This window comes from Streptomyces araujoniae, assembly GCF_050871195.1.
GTDB classification, from domain to species: domain Bacteria; phylum Actinomycetota; class Actinomycetes; order Streptomycetales; family Streptomycetaceae; genus Streptomyces; species Streptomyces bacillaris.
In genome coordinates this window covers 3,935,420-3,953,178 of the sequence record NZ_CP194070.1, presented here as the reverse complement: position 1 = coordinate 3,953,178, position 17,759 = coordinate 3,935,420, and the positions used below count along the sequence as shown (strand labels likewise).

16 protein-coding genes are annotated in these 17,759 nt (G+C 68.9%); 7 read left to right on the top strand and 9 right to left on the bottom strand.

The window, feature by feature from the left end:
* Positions 1-37: 37 nt before the first annotated feature.
* Entirely contained in the window at positions 38-1,417 is a 1,380-nt protein-coding gene (locus ACQ9ZG_RS16765; protein WP_109914870.1) for a serine hydrolase domain-containing protein, read from the bottom strand.
* 85 nt (positions 1,418-1,502) lie between these two features.
* Complete coding sequence (locus ACQ9ZG_RS16760) at positions 1,503-2,087, bottom strand: dihydrofolate reductase family protein (RefSeq protein ID WP_109914869.1); 585 nt, start codon at positions 2,085-2,087, stop codon at positions 1,503-1,505.
* Positions 2,088-2,216: 129 nt separating this feature from the next.
* Between ACQ9ZG_RS16760 and ACQ9ZG_RS16755 the strand changes: the two genes are divergently transcribed.
* Positions 2,217-2,792, top strand: coding sequence for a TetR/AcrR family transcriptional regulator (locus ACQ9ZG_RS16755; RefSeq protein ID WP_109914868.1), 576 nt, complete (start codon positions 2,217-2,219; stop codon positions 2,790-2,792).
* A 30-nt stretch (positions 2,793-2,822) separates the two neighbouring features.
* Here the strand turns inward: ACQ9ZG_RS16755 and dnaB are convergent, their stop codons facing one another.
* A complete protein-coding gene (gene dnaB / locus ACQ9ZG_RS16750; protein ID WP_026237850.1) occupies positions 2,823-4,316 on the bottom strand; it encodes a replicative DNA helicase in 1,494 nt (497 codons plus the stop codon).
* A 459-nt stretch (positions 4,317-4,775) separates the two neighbouring features.
* Between dnaB and ACQ9ZG_RS16745 the strand changes: the two genes are divergently transcribed.
* A complete protein-coding gene (locus ACQ9ZG_RS16745; protein WP_109914867.1) occupies positions 4,776-6,113 on the top strand; it encodes an MATE family efflux transporter in 1,338 nt (445 codons plus the stop codon).
* A gap of 173 nt (positions 6,114-6,286) precedes the next feature.
* Here ACQ9ZG_RS16745 and rplI read toward each other — a convergent pair whose 3' ends face one another.
* The 4 genes from rplI to rpsF form a co-directional block, all read right to left on the bottom strand.
* A complete protein-coding gene (gene rplI / locus ACQ9ZG_RS16740; RefSeq protein WP_018489856.1) occupies positions 6,287-6,733 on the bottom strand; it encodes a 50S ribosomal protein L9 in 447 nt (148 codons plus the stop codon).
* Positions 6,734-6,751: 18 nt separating this feature from the next.
* Entirely contained in the window at positions 6,752-6,988 is a 237-nt protein-coding gene (rpsR, locus tag ACQ9ZG_RS16735) for a 30S ribosomal protein S18 (RefSeq protein ID WP_003967857.1), read from the bottom strand.
* A gap of 43 nt (positions 6,989-7,031) precedes the next feature.
* Positions 7,032-7,640 (bottom strand): single-stranded DNA-binding protein, encoded by a 609-nt coding sequence (locus tag ACQ9ZG_RS16730; RefSeq protein WP_028415798.1) that lies wholly within the window; start codon positions 7,638-7,640, stop codon positions 7,032-7,034.
* A 73-nt stretch (positions 7,641-7,713) separates the two neighbouring features.
* Positions 7,714-8,004 carry a 30S ribosomal protein S6 gene (rpsF, locus tag ACQ9ZG_RS16725; RefSeq protein ID WP_006126011.1) on the bottom strand — a complete coding sequence of 97 codons (291 nt, stop codon included), beginning with the start codon at positions 8,002-8,004 and terminating at the stop codon, positions 7,714-7,716.
* Positions 8,005-8,361: 357 nt separating this feature from the next.
* On the opposite strand from rpsF, the gene ACQ9ZG_RS16720 reads away from it, so the two are divergent.
* The 3 genes from ACQ9ZG_RS16720 (at position 8,362) to ACQ9ZG_RS16710 (ending at position 11,095) form a co-directional block, all read left to right on the top strand.
* Entirely contained in the window at positions 8,362-8,703 is a 342-nt protein-coding gene (locus ACQ9ZG_RS16720) for a hypothetical protein (protein ID WP_018489854.1), read from the top strand.
* A gap of 162 nt (positions 8,704-8,865) precedes the next feature.
* Positions 8,866-9,984: a lipid II:glycine glycyltransferase FemX gene (locus tag ACQ9ZG_RS16715; protein WP_028415799.1), complete on the top strand. Its 1,119-nt coding sequence runs from the start codon at positions 8,866-8,868 to the stop codon at positions 9,982-9,984.
* 79 nt (positions 9,985-10,063) lie between these two features.
* The gene (locus tag ACQ9ZG_RS16710) at positions 10,064-11,095 is read left to right on the top strand and encodes an alanine racemase (protein ID WP_028415800.1); all 1,032 of its coding nucleotides are present in this window, start codon (positions 10,064-10,066) and stop codon (positions 11,093-11,095) included.
* Positions 11,096-11,109: 14 nt separating this feature from the next.
* Here ACQ9ZG_RS16710 and ACQ9ZG_RS16705 read toward each other — a convergent pair whose 3' ends face one another.
* Entirely contained in the window at positions 11,110-12,615 is a 1,506-nt protein-coding gene (locus ACQ9ZG_RS16705) for a glycosyltransferase family 87 protein (protein WP_109916817.1), read from the bottom strand.
* Between the two features lie 173 nt (positions 12,616-12,788).
* Positions 12,789-15,497 carry a transglycosylase domain-containing protein gene (locus ACQ9ZG_RS16700; protein WP_258312326.1) on the bottom strand — a complete coding sequence of 903 codons (2,709 nt, stop codon included), beginning with the start codon at positions 15,495-15,497 and terminating at the stop codon, positions 12,789-12,791.
* A gap of 399 nt (positions 15,498-15,896) precedes the next feature.
* Between ACQ9ZG_RS16700 and ACQ9ZG_RS16695 the strand changes: the two genes are divergently transcribed.
* Both ACQ9ZG_RS16695 and ACQ9ZG_RS16690 read left to right on the top strand, forming a co-directional pair.
* Positions 15,897-16,580 (top strand): PadR family transcriptional regulator, encoded by a 684-nt coding sequence (locus tag ACQ9ZG_RS16695; protein ID WP_109916815.1) that lies wholly within the window; start codon positions 15,897-15,899, stop codon positions 16,578-16,580.
* 59 nt (positions 16,581-16,639) lie between these two features.
* Complete coding sequence (locus tag ACQ9ZG_RS16690; protein ID WP_026237848.1) at positions 16,640-17,722, top strand: inositol-3-phosphate synthase; 1,083 nt, start codon at positions 16,640-16,642, stop codon at positions 17,720-17,722.
* Positions 17,723-17,759: the final 37 nt, after the last annotated feature.

The following is a 17,759-nucleotide window of genomic DNA, read 5'->3' as shown; positions in this document are numbered from 1 at the left end:
TGAAACACCCACCCCACCAGCCGTCACCGTCCAGGTCTCAGCCGCCGATCCCCCGCCAGCCGGCCGGGTCCAGCCCGCCGGGCACGTCCGCGTCCGCGTCATAGGGCTCACGGGTGAAGGCGAACGAGCCGAGGTCGAGATGGTCGACCGAGCCGTCCTCCCGGCGTACGACGCGGAGGGTCTCGCCCGCGTAGTAGTCGTGCAGCCCCGTCCAGGTGCCGTCCGGGCGGGCCGTGAAGAACGCTCCACGCCCCTGGGAGCCCAGGGGCCTCAGCTCAAGGCCCCGGTCCTCGGTCAGCTTCAGTGTGAACGTGTGGGTCCCCCAGTGCCAGATCCCGGTCAGGGCCACCAGCTCCGCGTCCGCCTCCGGCAGCGGGCGCCAGGGCTCCGGGATCCGCGGCTCCGCGTCCGCGACGATGGTCAGGAGTTCAGCAGCCACCGTGGCAGCGGGCAGCCCCGAGGTGGCGTTGGCCAGGGCGACCGCGGCGACGTCGTCGTCCACGCTGAACCAGAGGCCCGCGACGAAGCCGGGCAGCGAGCCCGCGTGCCCGAAGAGGACGCGGCTGTCGGTCTTCACGATCTGGAGGCCGAGACCGTAGCCGTTGCCCCCGGGCTCGGCGACGGGCGAGGCGGGCGTCCTCATCTCCCGTACGGACGCGGTCGACAGCACCCGGTCGTCGCCGTCGACCAGGAAGGCGGCGAACCGCAGCAGATCGGCCGCGGTCGACCAGAGCTGACCGGCGGGTGCCATCAGCCCGAGGTCCTCGGCGGGCTCACTCACCACCACGTCGGCCCAGGGGTGGACGGCCCAGCCCTCCGCGTACGGAGCGACCGGCCCGTAGGTCGTACGGTCCATGCCCAGCGGCTCCAGGATCTCGCGGCGCAGCGCCTCCTCCCAGGAGACCCCCCGAACCGCCTCGACCAGCGAACCCAGCAGGGTGTAGCCCGGGTTGGAGTAGTGGAAGCGGTGACCCGCCGGGTAGAGCTGCGGCTGCTCGCCGAGCACATCGGCGAGCTTGGGCCGCAGGGTCCCCGGAGTCCGCTCCCACCAGGGGGCGGGCGCCTCGGCGCTCAGCCCCGCGCTGTGGCCGAGCAGCTGGAAGATGGTCGCGCCGCCCGCACCGGAGCCGGGAAGGTGCTTCTCCAGTCGATCGCCCAGGTCGATGAGCCCCTCGTCGCGCAGCCGCAGGACCAGCACCGCGGTGAACGTCTTGGTGATCGAGCCGATCCGGTACTGGGTATCCGCATCGGCGGCCTGCCCCTCCAGGCCCGTACGCCCCCCGCTCCAGACGATCCGGCCGCCCCGCCGCACGGCGGCCGCGAGAGAGGGCGCCCGGCCTTCCCGCTGGGCGGTGGCGAGGCGGTGGAGGAGGGAACGCCGGGTGGTGGGAAGCAGTTCTTCACTGGGAGAAGTCATGGTCAACCCATACCGGACGGACTGCCCTCTGACGAGGGGATTACCGGGCGCGACACCTGCTGTCCACGATCGGCCCGCCCCGGCCTCAGCGCTTGCGGCTGTAGGTCCGCACGAGAACCCCGTTCCCGAAGGTGCGGACCCCCTCCAGCGTGAACGCGTCGGCAGCGAACCCGGACCCGAACATCGGCATCCCGGAGCCGTACACCAGCGGGTACGTCTTGATCACCAGCTCGTCGATCTCGTCGATCAGCTCCCCCGCCAGTTGTGACCCGCCGCAGAGCCAGATGCCCAGCCCGCCCTCTTCCGCCTTCAGTTCCCTGACGCGGCCGACCAGGTCCTCCGAGATCAGCTCGACGTTGGGGTCCGGCGACTCGGTGAGGCTCCGGGAGGCGACGAGCTCCCGCATATGGCCGTACGGGCTCGTCACATCGGTGTCCAGGGCCAGCTGGTAGCTGCCCCGCCCCTGGATCACCGTGTCGAACCGCCGGTTCTCCAGATCACCGATCCCGAGGGCAGTACGCCCCTCGGCCGAGATGGTCTCCGGATACTCCTCCTTGAGAAAAGCGAGGAGCTCCTCGTCGACGAAGGACATCATCGTCGTGGCATCGCCCTTCGGGTCGCCGATGAAGCCGTCGATCGAACAGGCGATGAAGTACGTGAGCTTGCGCATGTGTTCCCCGTTCCGCAGGTCGGCGCGGGCCGACGGCCCAGGAGACGCCTAACCACTCCGAATATAGTGCTTCATCTGTAGTGGTTGCGCATCCGCTTTTCGACGTACGACAGCAGGGAGAAGAGACCCATGGCGAAGAACCCAGAGCGCAGAGCGGCGCTCACGGACGCGGCGATCGAGGTCCTGGCCCAGGAGGGCGCCCGCGGCCTCACCTTCCGCGCCGTGGACATCCGGGCCGGCGTTCCGGTGGGCACCGCGTCGAACTACTTCAGCAGCCGTGACGACCTGTTCATGCAGACGGGCGCCCGCATCCACAGCCGGATGACCCCGGACCCGGCCCAGGTCGAACAGGCGATGCTCCCCGCCCCCTCCCGCGCCCTGGTCGCCGAGCTGATGCACTGGCTGGTCCGCCGCATGACCGACGACCGGACGGGCTACCTCGCCCTGCTGGAACTCCGCCTGGAGGCGACCCGCCGCCCGGAACTCCGGGCCCAGCTGACCGCGACGGTCCGCTCGGCCTTCGAGGAGAGCGCGGCCTTCCACCGCGACTGGGACCTCCCCGGCGACCACACCGCGTTCCTCGTCCTCTACCTGGCGATGACCGGCGTACTCCTGGAGCACTTCACCCTGCCGGAGATGCTCGGAGACACGGCCCTGGAGAGGCTGGTGGACGCGGTCGTGGAACGGATCATCCCGGGCGGCTGACCCTGTGGGTGCAGTCGCGAAGGACCGCCCTCAGGTCTGCGCCATGTCCACGAAGCGCGAGTAGTGGCCCTGGAAGGCCACGGTGATGGTGGCCGTCGGGCCGTTACGGTGCTTGCCGACGATGATGTCGGCCTCGCCCGCTCGCGGGGACTCCTTCTCGTACGCGTCCTCGCGGTGCAGCAGGATGACCATGTCGGCGTCCTGCTCGATCGAGCCGGACTCACGCAGGTCGGAGACCATGGGCTTCTTGTCCGTACGCTGCTCGGGACCACGGTTCAGCTGCGAGAGCGCGATCACCGGGACCTCCAGCTCCTTGGCCAGCAGCTTCAGGTTTCGGGACATGTCCGAGACCTCCTGCTGACGGCTCTCGGACCGCTTCGAGCCACCGGCCTGCATCAGCTGCAGGTAGTCGATGATCACGAGCTTGATGTCGTTGCGCTGCTTCAGGCGACGGCACTTCGCGCGGATCTCCATCATCGACAGGTTGGGGGAGTCGTCGATGTAGAGGGGGGCGGCCGAGACCTCGGGCATCCGGCGCGCGAGCCGCGTCCAGTCCTCGTCCGTCATCGTGCCGGAGCGCATGTGGTGGAGGGCCACCCGCGCCTCGGCCGACAGCAGACGCATCGCGATCTCGTTGCGCCCCATTTCGAGGGAGAAGATGACGCTGGGCAGGTTGTTCTTGATCGAGGCCGCACGGGCGAAGTCCAGCGCCAGCGTGGACTTACCCATGGCGGGGCGGGCCGCGATGACGATCATCTGGCCGGGGTGCAGGCCGTTCGTGAGGGCGTCGAGGTCCGTGAAGCCCGTCGGGACACCGGTCATCTCGCCGCTGCGCGAGCCGATGGCCTCGATCTCGTCGAGCGCGCCCTCCATGATGTCGCCGAGAGGAAGGTAGTCCTCGCTGGTGCGCTGCTCGGTGACCGCGTAGATCTCGGCCTGGGCGGAGTTGACGATCTCGTCGACGTCCCCGTCGGCCGCGTATCCCATCTGCGTGATTTTCGTGCCAGCCTCGACGAGCCGCCGGAGGACCGCGCGCTCGTGCACGATCTCCGCGTAGAACGACGCGTTGGCGGCGGTCGGGACCGACTGCACCAGGGTGTGCAGATACGGCGCTCCGCCGACCTTGGTGATCTCCCCGCGCTTGACCAGTTCGGCAGCGACCGTGATCGGGTCCGCCGGCTCGCCCTTGGCGTAGAGGTCGAGGATCGCGGTGTAGACGGTCTCGTGGGCCGGGCGGTAGAAGTCGTGGCCCTTGATGATCTCCACGACGTCGGCGATGGCGTCCTTGGACAGCAGCATGCCGCCGAGGACCGACTGCTCCGCGTCCAGGTCCTGGGGGGGCACCCGCTCGAAGCCGGCGGGGCCGCCGCCGTCCCAGCCACTGTCCCAGCCGCCGTCCGAGCCCCGGTCGTGCCGGTCCTCGCGGCTACCCTTGCGCTCTCCGCGACGCTGGCGGGATACAGGCAGACGGTCGCCGGGACCGGTCTCGGTCCAGGGGTCGTCCAAAGGCTCGGGGATGCTCACCCGGCCCACCTCCTCCCGTCCGCTTCGCGGACCTAGCCGTGCCACTCTTTCTTACGGCACGGCACCGACAAACAAGCCGCCCGACTCCGCTTCCGGCGCGTCCGGTTCTCCTGATTCCGGTGCCGGAACGGAGTGCGGGCGCCGGACCACGGTAGGCCTGTCTCCACCGTCAGCCAATCTGGTTATCCACAGGGCATGTGGACGACGGACCAGATGCTGTGGAGAACTCCTCGGAACCTGTGCACGGAACAGGGGACAGCACTGTGGACAAACTCATAGCCACACCGCCATCACCGGCCTGACCTGCATATTCTCGGTCCACCGACTGTGGGGGAGAAAAACTTTCGTCCCAATTTCAAGATCCCTGCGAACGGCGCACGGACGAACACCCCGAAGGAGGAAACGTAAGGGACACTAGGCCATTGCATCTCTTACCTGTGGAAGATTAGATTGACCCCCATGACCCCGGCCCCCACCACTCCCCGAACAGGCCGCCGACGGCACGACCGCGAGATCGTCGCCCTCGCCGTACCCGCGTTCGGCGCGCTGGTCGCCGAGCCCCTGTTCGTCATGGTCGACAGCGCGATCGTCGGGCATCTCGGCACCCCGCAACTGGCCGGCCTCGGCATTGCAGCGGCCCTGCTGATGACCGCGGTGAGCATCTTCGTCTTCCTCGCCTACGCCACCACCGCCGCCGTCGCCCGACGCGTCGGCGCGGGCGATCTGCCCGCCGCGATCCGCCAGGGCATGGACGGCATCTGGCTCGCCCTCCTGCTCGGTGCCGTCGTGGTCGCGCTCGCCATCCCCTCCGCCCCCTGGCTCGTGGACATCTTCGGCGCCTCCGACACCGCCGCCCCGTACGCCATCACCTATCTGCGGATCTCCATCATCGGCATCCCGGCCATGCTCGTCGTCCTCGCCGCCACCGGCGTACTGCGCGGACTTCAGGACACCCGGACCCCGCTGTACGTCGCGATCGGCGGTTTCACGGCGAACGGCATCCTCAACGTGGTCCTCGTCTACGGGGCCGGGCTCGGCATCGCCGGATCCGCCTGGGGCACGGTGATGGCCCAGGTCGGCATGGCCGTCGCCTATCTGATCGTCGTCGTCCGCGGAGCCCGCAGGCATGGCGCCTCCCTGCGCCCCGACGCCGCCGGCATCAGGGCCAGCGCCCGCGCGGGTGCTCCGCTCCTGGTCCGAACCCTCTCGCTCCGGGCCGTCCTGATGATCGCCACCGCCGTGGCGGCCCGACTCGGCGACGCCGACATCGCCGCGCACCAGATCATCCTCTCCCTCTGGAGCCTGACCGCCTTCGCGCTCGACGCCATCGCCATCGCGGGACAGGCCATCATCGGCCGCTATCTGGGGGCGAACGACGAGAAGGGGGCCCGCGAGGCCTGCCGTCGCATGGTCGAGTGGGGCATCGGATGCGGTATCGCGCTCGGGGTACTGATCATGCTCGCCCGGCCCCTCTTCATCCCGCTCTTCACCAGCGACCCGGCGGTGAAGGAGACCCTGCTCCCCGCGCTTCTGGTCGTGGCGGTGTCACAGCCGATCGCCGGAGTGGTCTTCGTCCTCGACGGCGTGCTGATGGGCGCGGGGGACGGACACTATCTGGCGTGGGCCATGCTGGTGACGCTGGCAGTCTTCGCCCCCGTCGCGCTGCTGGTGCCGTCCCTCGGCGGCGGCCTCACCGCGCTCTGGTGGGCGATGACACTGATGATGGCCGTCCGGCTGATCACCCTCTGGGTGCGTACCCGTTCCGGGCGGTGGATCGTCACCGGGGCGACTCGCTGACCGACGGATCCGTCCGGCGACCGCGGCTGTTTCACGTGAAACGCACCGCCCTGTCGTTCGTCCCAGCCGCGCCTGTTTCACGTGAAACGTCAGCACTCCACGTGCCCGGCACACAGGGAAGGGCCGCACCCCCACGGGGTGCGGCCCTTCGCCTGCTCTGCCGAGTCCTGCCCTTAGGCGGCAACGACCTCGACGCCGAGCTTCGCCGCAACCTCAGGGTGCAGGCGGACAGACACCTGGTGCCCGCCGAGCGTCTTGATCGGCGCACCGAGCTCGACGCGGCGCTTGTCGACGTCGGGACCACCGGCGGCCTTGATCGCCGAAGCGATGTCGGCCGGGGTGACCGAGCCGAAGAGCCGACCGGCGTCGCCGGAGCGAACGGCCAGACGGACCTTGACGGCCTCGAGCTTGGCCTTGATCTCGTTGGCCTGCTCGATGGTCGCGATCTCGTGGATCTTGCGGGCGCGGCGGATCTGCGCCACGTCCTTCTCGCCGCCCTTGGTCCAGCGGATGGCGAAGCCACGCGGAACCAGGTAGTTACGGGCGTACCCGTCCTTGACGTCGACGACGTCGCCGGCGGTGCCGAGGCCGGAGACCTCGTGGGTGAGGATGATCTTCATGCTGTTGTCACCCTTCCCTTATCGCGCGGTGGACGTGTAGGGCAGCAGCGCCATCTCACGGCTGTTCTTGACTGCCGTGGCGACGTCACGCTGGTGCTGCGTGCAGTTGCCGGTGACGCGGCGGGCACGGATCTTGCCGCGGTCGGAAATGAACTTCCGCAGCATGTTCGTGTCCTTGTAGTCCACGTACTGGGTCTTGTCCTTGCAGAACGCGCAGACCTTCTTCTTAGGCTTGCGCACAGGCGGCTTCGCCATGGTGTTTCTCCTGTGTGATCAAGAAGTGGGGTACGAGCCCGCCCTAGAAGGGGGGCTCGTCCGAGTAGCCGCCGCCGGAGCCGCCGGAGTTGCCGGGGTTTCCGCCCCAGCCGCCTCCGCCGCCCTGCTGGCCGCCGGAAGGCGCACCGGTCGCCCACGGGTCGTCGGCGGGAGCACCGCCGCCGCCCTGCTGGCCACCGCCGCCGCCCCCGGGACCGCCGCCCCAGTTACCGCCGCCCTGCTGGCCACCGCCGCCGTATCCACCCTGGCCTCCCTGACCACCGCGACCGGTGGTCTTGGTGACCTTGGCCGTGGCGTTCTTGAGGCTGGGGCCGACTTCCTCGACATCCAGCTCGTAGACCGTGCGCTTGACGCCCTCACGGTCCTCGTAGGACCGCTGCTTCAGCCGGCCCTGCACGACGACGCGCATGCCACGCTGGAGCGATTCCGCGACGTTCTCCGCCGCCTGACGCCAGACCGAGCAGGTGAGGAACAGGCCTTCGCCGTCCTTCCACTCATTGGTCTGCCGGTCGAAGATGCGGGGAGTGGACGCGACACGGAACTTCGCGACCGCCGCACCGGACGGGGTGAAGCGCAGCTCGGGGTCGTCGACGAGATTGCCGACGACCGTGATGACGGTCTCGCCTGCCATGGGTGAACCTCTCGGCGGGATTGCTTCTGGCTGCTTGCTGCTACTCGGACCCGAAAACCGCTGAGCGGAATGCTCAGTGGACCTCGGGGCGGAGGACCTTGGTCCGGAGGACCGACTCGTTCAGGTTCATCTGGCGGTCGAGCTCCTTGACGACCGCAGGCTCGGCCTGCAGGTCGATGACCGAGTAGATGCCCTCGGGCTTCTTCTTGATCTCGTAAGCGAGCCGACGACGGCCCCAGGTGTCGACCTTCTCCACCTTTCCGTTGCCCTCACGGACGACGGAGAGGAAGTTCTCGATCAGCGGGGAGACTGCGCGCTCCTCGAGATCGGGGTCGAGGATGACCATCACCTCGTAGTGACGCATGTGGAACCCACCTCCTTTGGACTCAGCGGCCACGGTCGTTCCGTGGCAGGAGGGTCGTGATGCGTGAGCAACGGTGTCCCCGAGGAGAACACCCGGCACTGACAACCCGCTCCCGGGATGTTCCTGGAGGAGGGGGCTCGCCGTGCCGGCCTGGGCAGACACCGGTGCAGACCGTACAGACTACCTGTAGACCGGCTTCCGGTTGAAATCCGGAGGTCAGCGGGCATCCGCGGTCGGCCCCCGGGGCAGGGCGGGGCGGGCCCGGAGGGCAGATCCGGGGCCCCGGGGGCACAATCGGAGACAGATGCGGTGTGAGAGGCGCTACATTCCACCGCCCGTCCGGCCAGGAGGTACTCCATGGCACAGACCATCCGACCCGCCGGCTCCCGGTCCACGACCGGCCGCCCCGCCACCGGTTCGCTCTTCGCGACGGACGGCAGGCCGCACCCCGTCCAGGACGTCCTGATGGTGGTGACCGGGGTCCTCGGCATCCTCGCCTTCGTGACGGCGATGTTCCACCATCTGCACCTGATCAGCTCGTGGGCAGGGCTGGTCGGCATCCTGACCGGCCTGTACGGCCAGTACATCTCGAAGACCACCTGGGAGAGGTTCGCCCTGATCGTGGGGATCGGCGCCTCCGCGGTCGGCTTCTACCTCGGGATGGCGCACGGCGGCCTCTTCGGCGGCGTCATCACCTGAGCGGCGCACCGTCCGGCGCGGCCGCTCACGCGGTCGCGCCGGTCCACCGGGTGCGATCCGGCCCTACGCGGCCAGGCCAGGTGCCCCTCAGCCACAGTAGGCTTCGGCGCGAGAGCCGGAGCCCCTGACCCATGGGGACACACCTGCCGAGGAGCGCCCCGCATGAGCCTGACCCTGAGGACCATCAGCCGAGAGCAGCATCTGGCGTACATCCAGAGCCTGCCCTCGGCCAGTCACTGCCAGGTCCCGGCGTGGGCTGACGTGAAGACCGAGTGGCGCTCGGAGAACCTGGGCTGGTTCGACAAGAGCGGCGAGATGGTCGGGGCGGGCCTCGTCCTCTACCGCCAGCTGCCCAAGATCAAGCGCTACCTGGCGTACCTCCCCGAGGGCCCGGTCATCAACTGGTACGCGCCCAACCTGGACGACTGGCTCCAGCCGATGCTCGCCCACCTCAAGCAGCAGGGCGCCTTCTCCGTGAAGATGGGTCCGCCGGTGGTCATCCGCCGCTGGGACTCGGCGGCCATCAAGTCCGGCATCCAGGACCCGGACGTGAAGCGGCTGCGCGACGTCGAGGCCACCCACATCGAGCCGCGCGCCTTCGAGGTGGCCGACCGGCTGCGGAAGATGGGCTGGCAGCAGGGCGAGGACGGCGGCGCCGGGTTCGGTGACGTACAGCCCCGCTACGTCTTCCAGGTGCCGCTGGCCAACCGCTCCCTGGAGGACGTCCTCAAGGGCTTCAACCAGCTGTGGCGCCGCAACATCAAGAAGGCCGACAAGGCCGGTGTCGAGGTCGTCCAGGGCAGCTACGAGGACCTCGCCGAGTGGCAGCGGCTCTACGAGATCACGGCCGTCCGCGACCACTTCAGGCCGCGCCCGCTCTCGTACTTCCAGCGCATGTGGACGGTCCTCAACTCCGAGGACCCCAACCGGATGCGGCTCTACTTCGCGCGGCACAACGGCGTGAACCTCTCCGCCGCCACCATGCTCGTCGTCGGCGGGCACGTCTGGTACTCCTACGGAGCCTCCGACAACATCGGGCGCGAGGTCCGGCCGTCCAACGCCATGCAGTGGCGGATGCTCCGCGACAGCTACGCGATGGGCGCCACGGTCTACGACCTGCGCGGGATCAGCGACTCGCTGGACGAGAACGACCACCTCTTCGGCCTGATCCAGTTCAAGGTCGGCACCGGCGGCGAGGCCGTGGAGTACGTCGGCGAGTGGGACTTCCCGCTCAACAAGCTGCTCCACAAGGCGCTCGACATCTACATGTCGCGCCGCTGACCCGCTTCGGCACCCCTCCCCGTACGACCCCGTTGTTCCTCTGATTCACCGCAGCCACCAGAAAGGTTCCGGGCCGGCCATGGCGCTCTCCCTCTACGTCGACACCGCGCGCTGGCGGGCGCACCAGAAGTCCGTGATCGACCAGTTCCCCGGCCTCGTACCGGTCTGCAAGGGCAACGGGTACGGCTTCGGCCACGAGCGGCTCGCCGACGAGACGATCCGCTTCGGTGCCGACACCCTGGCCGTCGGCACCACCTACGAGGCCGCCAGGATCAAGGACTGGTTCAGCGGCGACCTGCTCGTCCTGACCCCGTTCCGCCGGGGCGAGGAGCCCGTCCCGCTGCCGGACCGGGTCATCCGGTCCGTGTCCTCCGTCGACGGGGTCCACGCCCTGGTGGGCGCGCGGGTCGTCATCGAGTGCATGAGCTCGATGAAGCGTCACGGCGTCAAGGAGGAGGAGCTGGGACTGCTGCACGCGGCGATCGAGGACGTACGGCTCGAAGGGTTCGCGCTGCACCTGCCGCTGGACCGCACCGACGGCTCGGACGCCGTCGAGGAGGTCATAGGGTGGATGGACCGGCTGCGCGCCGCCCGGCTGCCCCTGCACACCATGTTCGTCAGCCATCTGCGCGCCGAGGAGCTGGCCCGGCTCCAGCAGCAGTTCCCACAGACCCGCTTCCGCGCCCGGATCGGCACCCGGCTCTGGCTGGGCGACCACGAGGCCACCGAGTACCGGGGCGCGGTCCTGGACGTCACGCCCGTCGTCAAGGGCGACCGGTTCGGCTACCGCCAGCAGAAGGCCGCGTCCGACGGCTGGCTGGTCGTCGTCGCCGGCGGTACGTCGCACGGGGTCGGCCTGGAGGCGCCCAAGGCGCTGCACGGGGTGATGCCACGGGCCAAGGGCGTCGCGCGCGCGGGGCTGGCCACGGTCAACCGCAACCTGTCACCGTTCGTCTGGGCGGGCAAGCAGCGGTGGTTCGCCGAGCCGCCGCACATGCAGGTGTCGATCCTGTTCGTGCCCTCGGACGCGCAGGAGCCGCGGGTCGGTGACGAGCTGGTCGCCCATCTGCGCCACACGACCACGCAGTACGACCGGCTCGTCGACCGCTGAGGACGCGGCCCGGGTCAGCGCTCCCGGGCCGTGCCCCACTCCACCTGGTTCTCCGTGACCGCCCGGGCCTGATGCTGCCCGGACGCCCGGGGATCGGGTGCCAGCACGAACGCGTCCGGCGCCCCGTCGAGCACCCCGCCCGACGGGTCGTCCGACCCGTCCCGGCGCACCGGGTCCTTCTCCGGCCGCAGGATGTCCCGGACGACCAGGGCGCACAGGTAGAGCGTGCCCAGCAGGTGCAGGGCGATCGCGAGCTGGTATCCCTCCTGCGGCAGCCCCTGGTGCTTGTCGCCACCGCTGGTGTACGCGAGGTAGAACCAGATCCCCAGGAAGTACATGACCTCGCAGGCCTGCCAGATGAGGAAGTCGCGCCAGCGCGGCCGGGCCAGTACGGCGAGCGGGATCAGCCAGAGCACGTACTGCGGTGAGTAGACCTTGTTCGTCAGGATGAACGCGGCCACCACCAGGAACGCCAGCTGGGCGAAGCGCGGCCGGCGCGCGGCGGTGAGCGCCAGCCCCGCGATGCCCGCGCAGAAGACCACCATCAGGACCACGGAGGCGGTGTTGACCGTCTCGACGTCGATGGGCTTGCCGGTGCGCTGGGTGATGATCAGCCAGAACGAGCCGAAGTCGATGGGCCGCTCCCGGCTGAAGGTGTAGAACTTCCGCCATCCCTCGGGGGCGTAGAGCATCACCGGCAGGTTGACCACCAGCCAGGCCGCCGCCGCGCCGAGCAGCGCCGTCCCGTACGCGCGCCACCGCCCCGCCCGCCAGCAGAGCACCAGGAGCGGGCCGAGCAGCAGCACGGGATAGAGCTTGGCGGCCGTCGCGAGGCCGATGAGGATGCCGAACGCGAGTACCCGGCCCCGCGACCACATGAGCATCGCCGCGGCCGTCAGCGCGACGGCCAGCAGGTCCCAGTTGATGGTGGCGGTGAGGGCGAAGGCGGGGGCCAGCGCGACCAGCAGGGCGTCCCAGGGGCGCCGCCGGTGCGTCCGTGCGGTGCACACCGCGATGATCACCGCGCAGATCATCAGCATGCCCGCGTTGACCATCCAGTACATCTGCTCGCGCTGCTGGATCGGGTCGCTGTCCGGGGTCAGCGTCAGCCAGGAGGCGACCTGCATGAACACCCCGGTCAGTACGGGGTACTCCAGGTACTGCATGTCGCCGCTCAGCCGGTCGAAGTACGGGATCAGACCGTCGGCGAAGCCGCGCCCCAGGAAGAGGTGCGGGATGTCGGAGTAGCAGGCGTGCGTGTACTGCGAGGTGGCGCCGCGGAACCAGGCCCACTCGTAGCAGGGGATCTTCTGGACCATGCCCAGGGCGAACATCCCGATCATGGTCAGGGCGACGACGCGTACGGGCGTCAGCGGCCCGTCGCCGAGCCGCGCCCAGCGTCCCGCCCGCCCGCCGAACAGCTCACTGCCGGCCGCCGCGACCTCGTCCTGATCGGTGGGCCGCACGACGGGCCGCTCCTGCTGCTGCACGCTCGTGTCCTCTGCGCTGGGGCTTGGCATGCCGCACATCCTGCCGTACGGGGCTGTGGCCCGGGGCGGACCGGGCCCAGGACACCGGAGGCGGGACCGGCTCGGCCGGGAGACGACGAGGGCCGCCGCCGACCCTTCCCGGGTGGCGACGGCCCTCGTCCTACGGGCTTCAGGGGCCCGTCACGGCCCCTGGCGCGCTGCGGCTAGCCGCCGGTGGCGCCACTCCACAGCCCCCCGCCACCGTTGTTGTTGGCACCGTTCGCGCCGTTGGCACCTTCCGTGGTGCCCTCGGTGGTGCCGGTGTTGGCACCGCCGTCCGCTCCCGCGTTGGCGCCGCCGCCGTCGGCCCCGCCGTTCGCTCCGGCGTTGGCACCGCCGCCGTCGGCCCCCGCATTGGCTCCGCCGTTGGCACCGGCGTTGGCTCCGCCGCCGTTGGGGTTGTTCTGGCAGTCCCAGTCCCAGACGTCGCAGGTCTTGCTCGGCGTGGGCGTCGGGGTGGTGGGCGTCGGGGACGGCGTCGGGGGCTCCGGCTCCTCGCTGGAGGGCGAGGGGGACGGCGTCGGGCTCGGCGTCGGGGTCGGGCTGGCCGCGCCACCGCCCCAGACCGTCTCGCCGATGGACTGCGCCTCGGGGAACTTGACGGCCTTCTTCCCCTTCATCGCCACGGTCATGTAGTCGTGCCAGATGGTCGCCGGGAACGAGCTTCCGTGGATCTTCGCCTCGCCGCCGGTGCCGAACATCTCCTCGAACTTGCGGTCCTTGTTGGTCTCGTCGTCGTCCAGCCGGAACATGCTGATCGCCGTCGAGATCTGGGGGGTGTAGCCGACGAACCAGGCGGACTTGTTGCCGTCCGTCGTACCGGTCTTGCCGGCCGCCTCGCGCCCTTCGAGCCGCGCGGGCTTTCCGGTGCCCTTCTCCACCACGCCCTTCAGGACATCCGTGACGTTGTCCGCGATGAGCGAGGAGAAGGCACGCTTGGACTGCTTCTTGTGCTTGAAGACGACCTTGCCCTCCTGCTTCACCTCGGTGACCGAGTACGTCGGGTTCTGCTGGCCGCTCGTGGCGAAGGTGGCGTAGGCGCCCGCCATCCGGATGGCGCTGGGCGAGGACGTACCGATGGAGAACGACGGAACGGTGGAGTCCGCCATCATGCCGTCGTCCTTCAGCCCGGCGGCGACGGCGGCGTCCTTGACCTTGTCCGTCCCGACGTCCATACCGAGCTGCACGAAGGGGGAGTTGGCCGACTTCTCCATGGCGTACCGCAGGTCGATGTCACCGTAGTCCTGCTGTCCGTCGTTGGTCTGGAGCCACTCCTCGTCGTTCTCGTTCTTCCAGACCTCGCCGTTGTACTTCTTGATCCGCAGCTTGTTGTCGCCGTTGTAGACGCTCTCCGGCGAGACGATGGTGCGCTGGGACTCGTTCTGCTCGGAGCCGAGGTTCGGGTCGCGGGCGCCGTACTGCATCGCCGCCGCCAGGACGAAGGGCTTCCAGGTCGAGCCGACCTGGGCGCCGGTCGCGTCGGCGTTGTTGGTGAAGTGCTTCGTCGCGTCCTGACCGCCGTACGTGGCGAGGATGGCGCCCGTCTGGGCATCCACCGAGGCCCCGCCGAACTCCACGTGGGTGTCCGTCTCGGGGCGCTTCTCCGGGTTGATCTTGGCCTTGTAGACCTTGTCCACCGCGGCGGTGAGCTGCTCCACCTTCTTCTTGTCGAAGGTGGTGTGGATCTCGAAGCCGCCGAGCTCCATGTCCTTGGCGGTGATGTTCTCGGTGTTGTTGGCGAGGAAGTACTTGCGCGCCAGCTCCACCAGGTAACCGGTCTGACCACCCAGCTTCGCGTTCTTCCGCGGCGGCTTGGGCATCGGGAACTCGGTGTACTTCGCCCGGTCGGCGGCCGTCATCCGGCCGTCCTTGACCTGCTCGTCGAGGATCCACTCCCAGCGGTCCTTGGCCCGCTCGGTGTTGGCCTCGGGGGTCGCGTTCTTGTCGATCTCGACGGCGCCGGCCGGGTCGTAGTAGCTGGCCCCCTTGAGCAGCGTCGCCAGGAAGGCGCACTCGCTCGGGTCCAGGTCCGTGGCGTCCTTGTCGTAGTACGTACGGGCCGCGGCCTGCAGACCGGAGGCGCCGCGTCCGTAGTACGAGACGTTCAGGTAGCCGGCCATGACGTCCCGCTTGTCCTCCTCCCCGGCCACCTTGAGGGTGATGAAGAGTTCCTTGAACTTACGCGTGAACGTCTGGTCCTGGTTGAGCCGCGAGTTCTTCACGTACTGCTGGGTGATGGTCGAACCACCCTGGGTCTGACCGCCCGTGGCCATGTTGAACACGGCCCGGCCGATGCCCTTGGGGTCGATGCCCCGGTCGCTCCAGAAGCTCTTGTTCTCGGCCGAGACCACGGCGTTCCGCATCGCCTCGGGGATCTGCTCGTAGCTGATCTCCTGGCGGTTGACGACGCCGCCGGTCGCCACCATCTGTTCGCCGTTGGCCCAGTAGTAGACGTTGTTCTGCGCCTTGGCCGCGTCCTGGATGCTCGGCTTGCTCACCAGGGCGTACGAGACACCCGCCACGCCCATGAGCAGGCCGAGGAAGCCGATGCAGAGCCCCGAGACCAGCTTCCACGAGGGCACCCAGCGACGGAATCCGTACTTGCCGTACCGCGGGTAGTCGATGACCCTCTTCTTGCCGGGAGGACCGGCTTCGCCCCCGCCCCGCCGCCGGCTCCCGCCGCGCTGAGCCGCACGACGGGCCTCCGCACGGGTCCCGTACTGGCGCTCCCCGCCGTGCGGCTCGGAAGGTGACTCGGACGTAGCTCTGCGTGACGGAGCCGCGCGGCGCCCTGTGGACTGCTGGGCGGCTCGTCTGGCCGCGGCCCGCCCGCCACCCTGCGGCTGAGACGATTTGCGACGGTGCTCGCTCATGGAACGACTACTCCTCGGGCAGGCGAGAGCGCCTGGAAGCGGCAGTTGAGATCCGGTCCCCCCGAATTACGGACCAGCCCTGCGGAAGGCTCATCCGCAGCCCGCCCGGCAGTCCTCGATGACTGACGCGCAACGGCGCCTCGCGGTTCCCGGTGGTCTGCATGCCGCACAGACTACGCACGGTCAAAACCCGCCTAGGGCCGAACTTCACCCCAAACAACGCAAGTCGCTTCCCACGAATTGACGATGTGACGCCGCTCACGAAGGTCACCCTTGTCGATCCCGCAAACGCGATCTATCGTGCTGATGTATCGAGTCGATACATCAGTGCGGCATAAGTACGTCAGTGAGTCCGGCAGCGGGTCCCCGCGGAACCGGCGGCAGAAGGAGGAGACGCACGTGAGCCGACGCTCCGGCATCCTCGAGTTCGCCGTCCTCGGGCTGCTCCGCGAGTCTCCGATGCACGGCTATGAGCTGCGCAAACGCCTCAACACCTCGCTGGGCATCTTCCGCGCGTTCAGCTACGGGACGCTCTATCCCTGCCTCAAGACGCTGGTGGCCAACGGCTGGTTGATCGAGGAGCCCGTCGGCGACCAGGCGGACAGCTCCGCGGCGTCCTCGCTCTCAGGCCGCCGGGCCAAGATCGTCTACCGGCTGACGGCGGAAGGTAAGGAGCACTTCGAGGAGCTGCTCTCGCACACCGGTCCGGACGCCTGGGAGGACGAGCACTTCGCCGCTCGCTTCGCCTTCTTCGGCCAGACCGAACGCGAGGTGCGGATGCGGGTGCTCGAAGGGCGGCGCAGCAGGCTGGAGGAGCGGCTGGAGAAGATGCGCGCCTCCCTCACCCGCACACGTGAACGACTCGACGACTACACACTTGAGCTGCAGCGACACGGCATGGAGTCCGTGGAGCGCGAAGTGCGCTGGCTGAACGAGCTCATCGAGAGCGAGCGGTCGGGACGGGATCGGAGACGATCCTCGCCCGAGGGCTCTGCTCAGCAGGACACATCAGGAGAGACGGGCGGCCTGCCCCGGCGCCGGGGTGACACCCCGCCGGATCCGTCCGACGACACCACCAAGTGAAGTCACCGCGTTCCGCGGGGACTTCATCGGAAACACCGATAACACAGGGAGCAACCGGAATGGGTTCGGTTCGCGTAGCCATCGTAGGCGTGGGCAACTGCGCCGCCTCGCTGGTGCAGGGCGTCGAGTACTACAAGGACGCCGATCCGGCCGGCAAGGTGCCCGGTCTGATGCACGTCCAGTTCGGCGATTACCACGTCCGCGACGTCGAGTTCGTCGCCGCCTTCGACGTCGACGCGAAGAAGGTCGGCCTCGACCTCGCGGACGCCATCGGCGCCAGCGAGAACAACACCATCAAGATCGCGGACGTGCCGAACACGGGCGTCACCGTCCAGCGCGGCCACACCCACGACGGTCTGGGCAAGTACTACCGCGAGACGATCGAGGAGTCCGCGGACGCCCCGGTCGACATCGTCCAGGTCCTCAAGGACAAGCAGGTCGACGTCCTCGTCTGCTACCTGCCCGTCGGTTCCGAGGTCGCCGCGAAGTTCTACGCGCAGTGCGCCATCGACGCCAAGGTCGCCTTCGTCAACGCCCTCCCGGTCTTCATCGCCGGCACCAAGGAGTGGGCGGACAAGTTCACCGAGGCCGGTGTCCCGATCGTCGGCGACGACATCAAGTCCCAGGTGGGCGCCACCATCACGCACCGCGTCATGGCGAAGCTCTTCGAGGACCGGGGCGTCATCCTGGACCGCACGATGCAGCTGAACGTCGGCGGCAACATGGACTTCAAGAACATGCTCGAGCGTGAGCGCCTGGAGTCCAAGAAGATCTCGAAGACGCAGGCCGTCACCTCGCAGATCCGTGACCGCGAGCTGGGCGACGGCAACGTCCACATCGGCCCGTCGGACTACGTGGCCTGGCTGGACGACCGCAAGTGGGCGTACGTGCGCCTCGAGGGCCGCGCCTTCGGTGACGTCCCGCTGAACCTGGAGTACAAGCTCGAGGTGTGGGACTCCCCGAACTCGGCCGGTGTCATCATCGACGCCGTCCGTGCGGCGAAGATCGCCAAGGACCGCGGCATCGGCGGCCCCATCCTCTCCGCGAGCAGCTACTTCATGAAGTCGCCGCCCGTGCAGTACTTCGACGACGAGGCCCGCGAGAACGTCGAGAAGTTCATCAAGGGCGAGACCGAGCGCTGAGCCGGCACACCGCCTGACCGCTCCACCGGAGAACTGA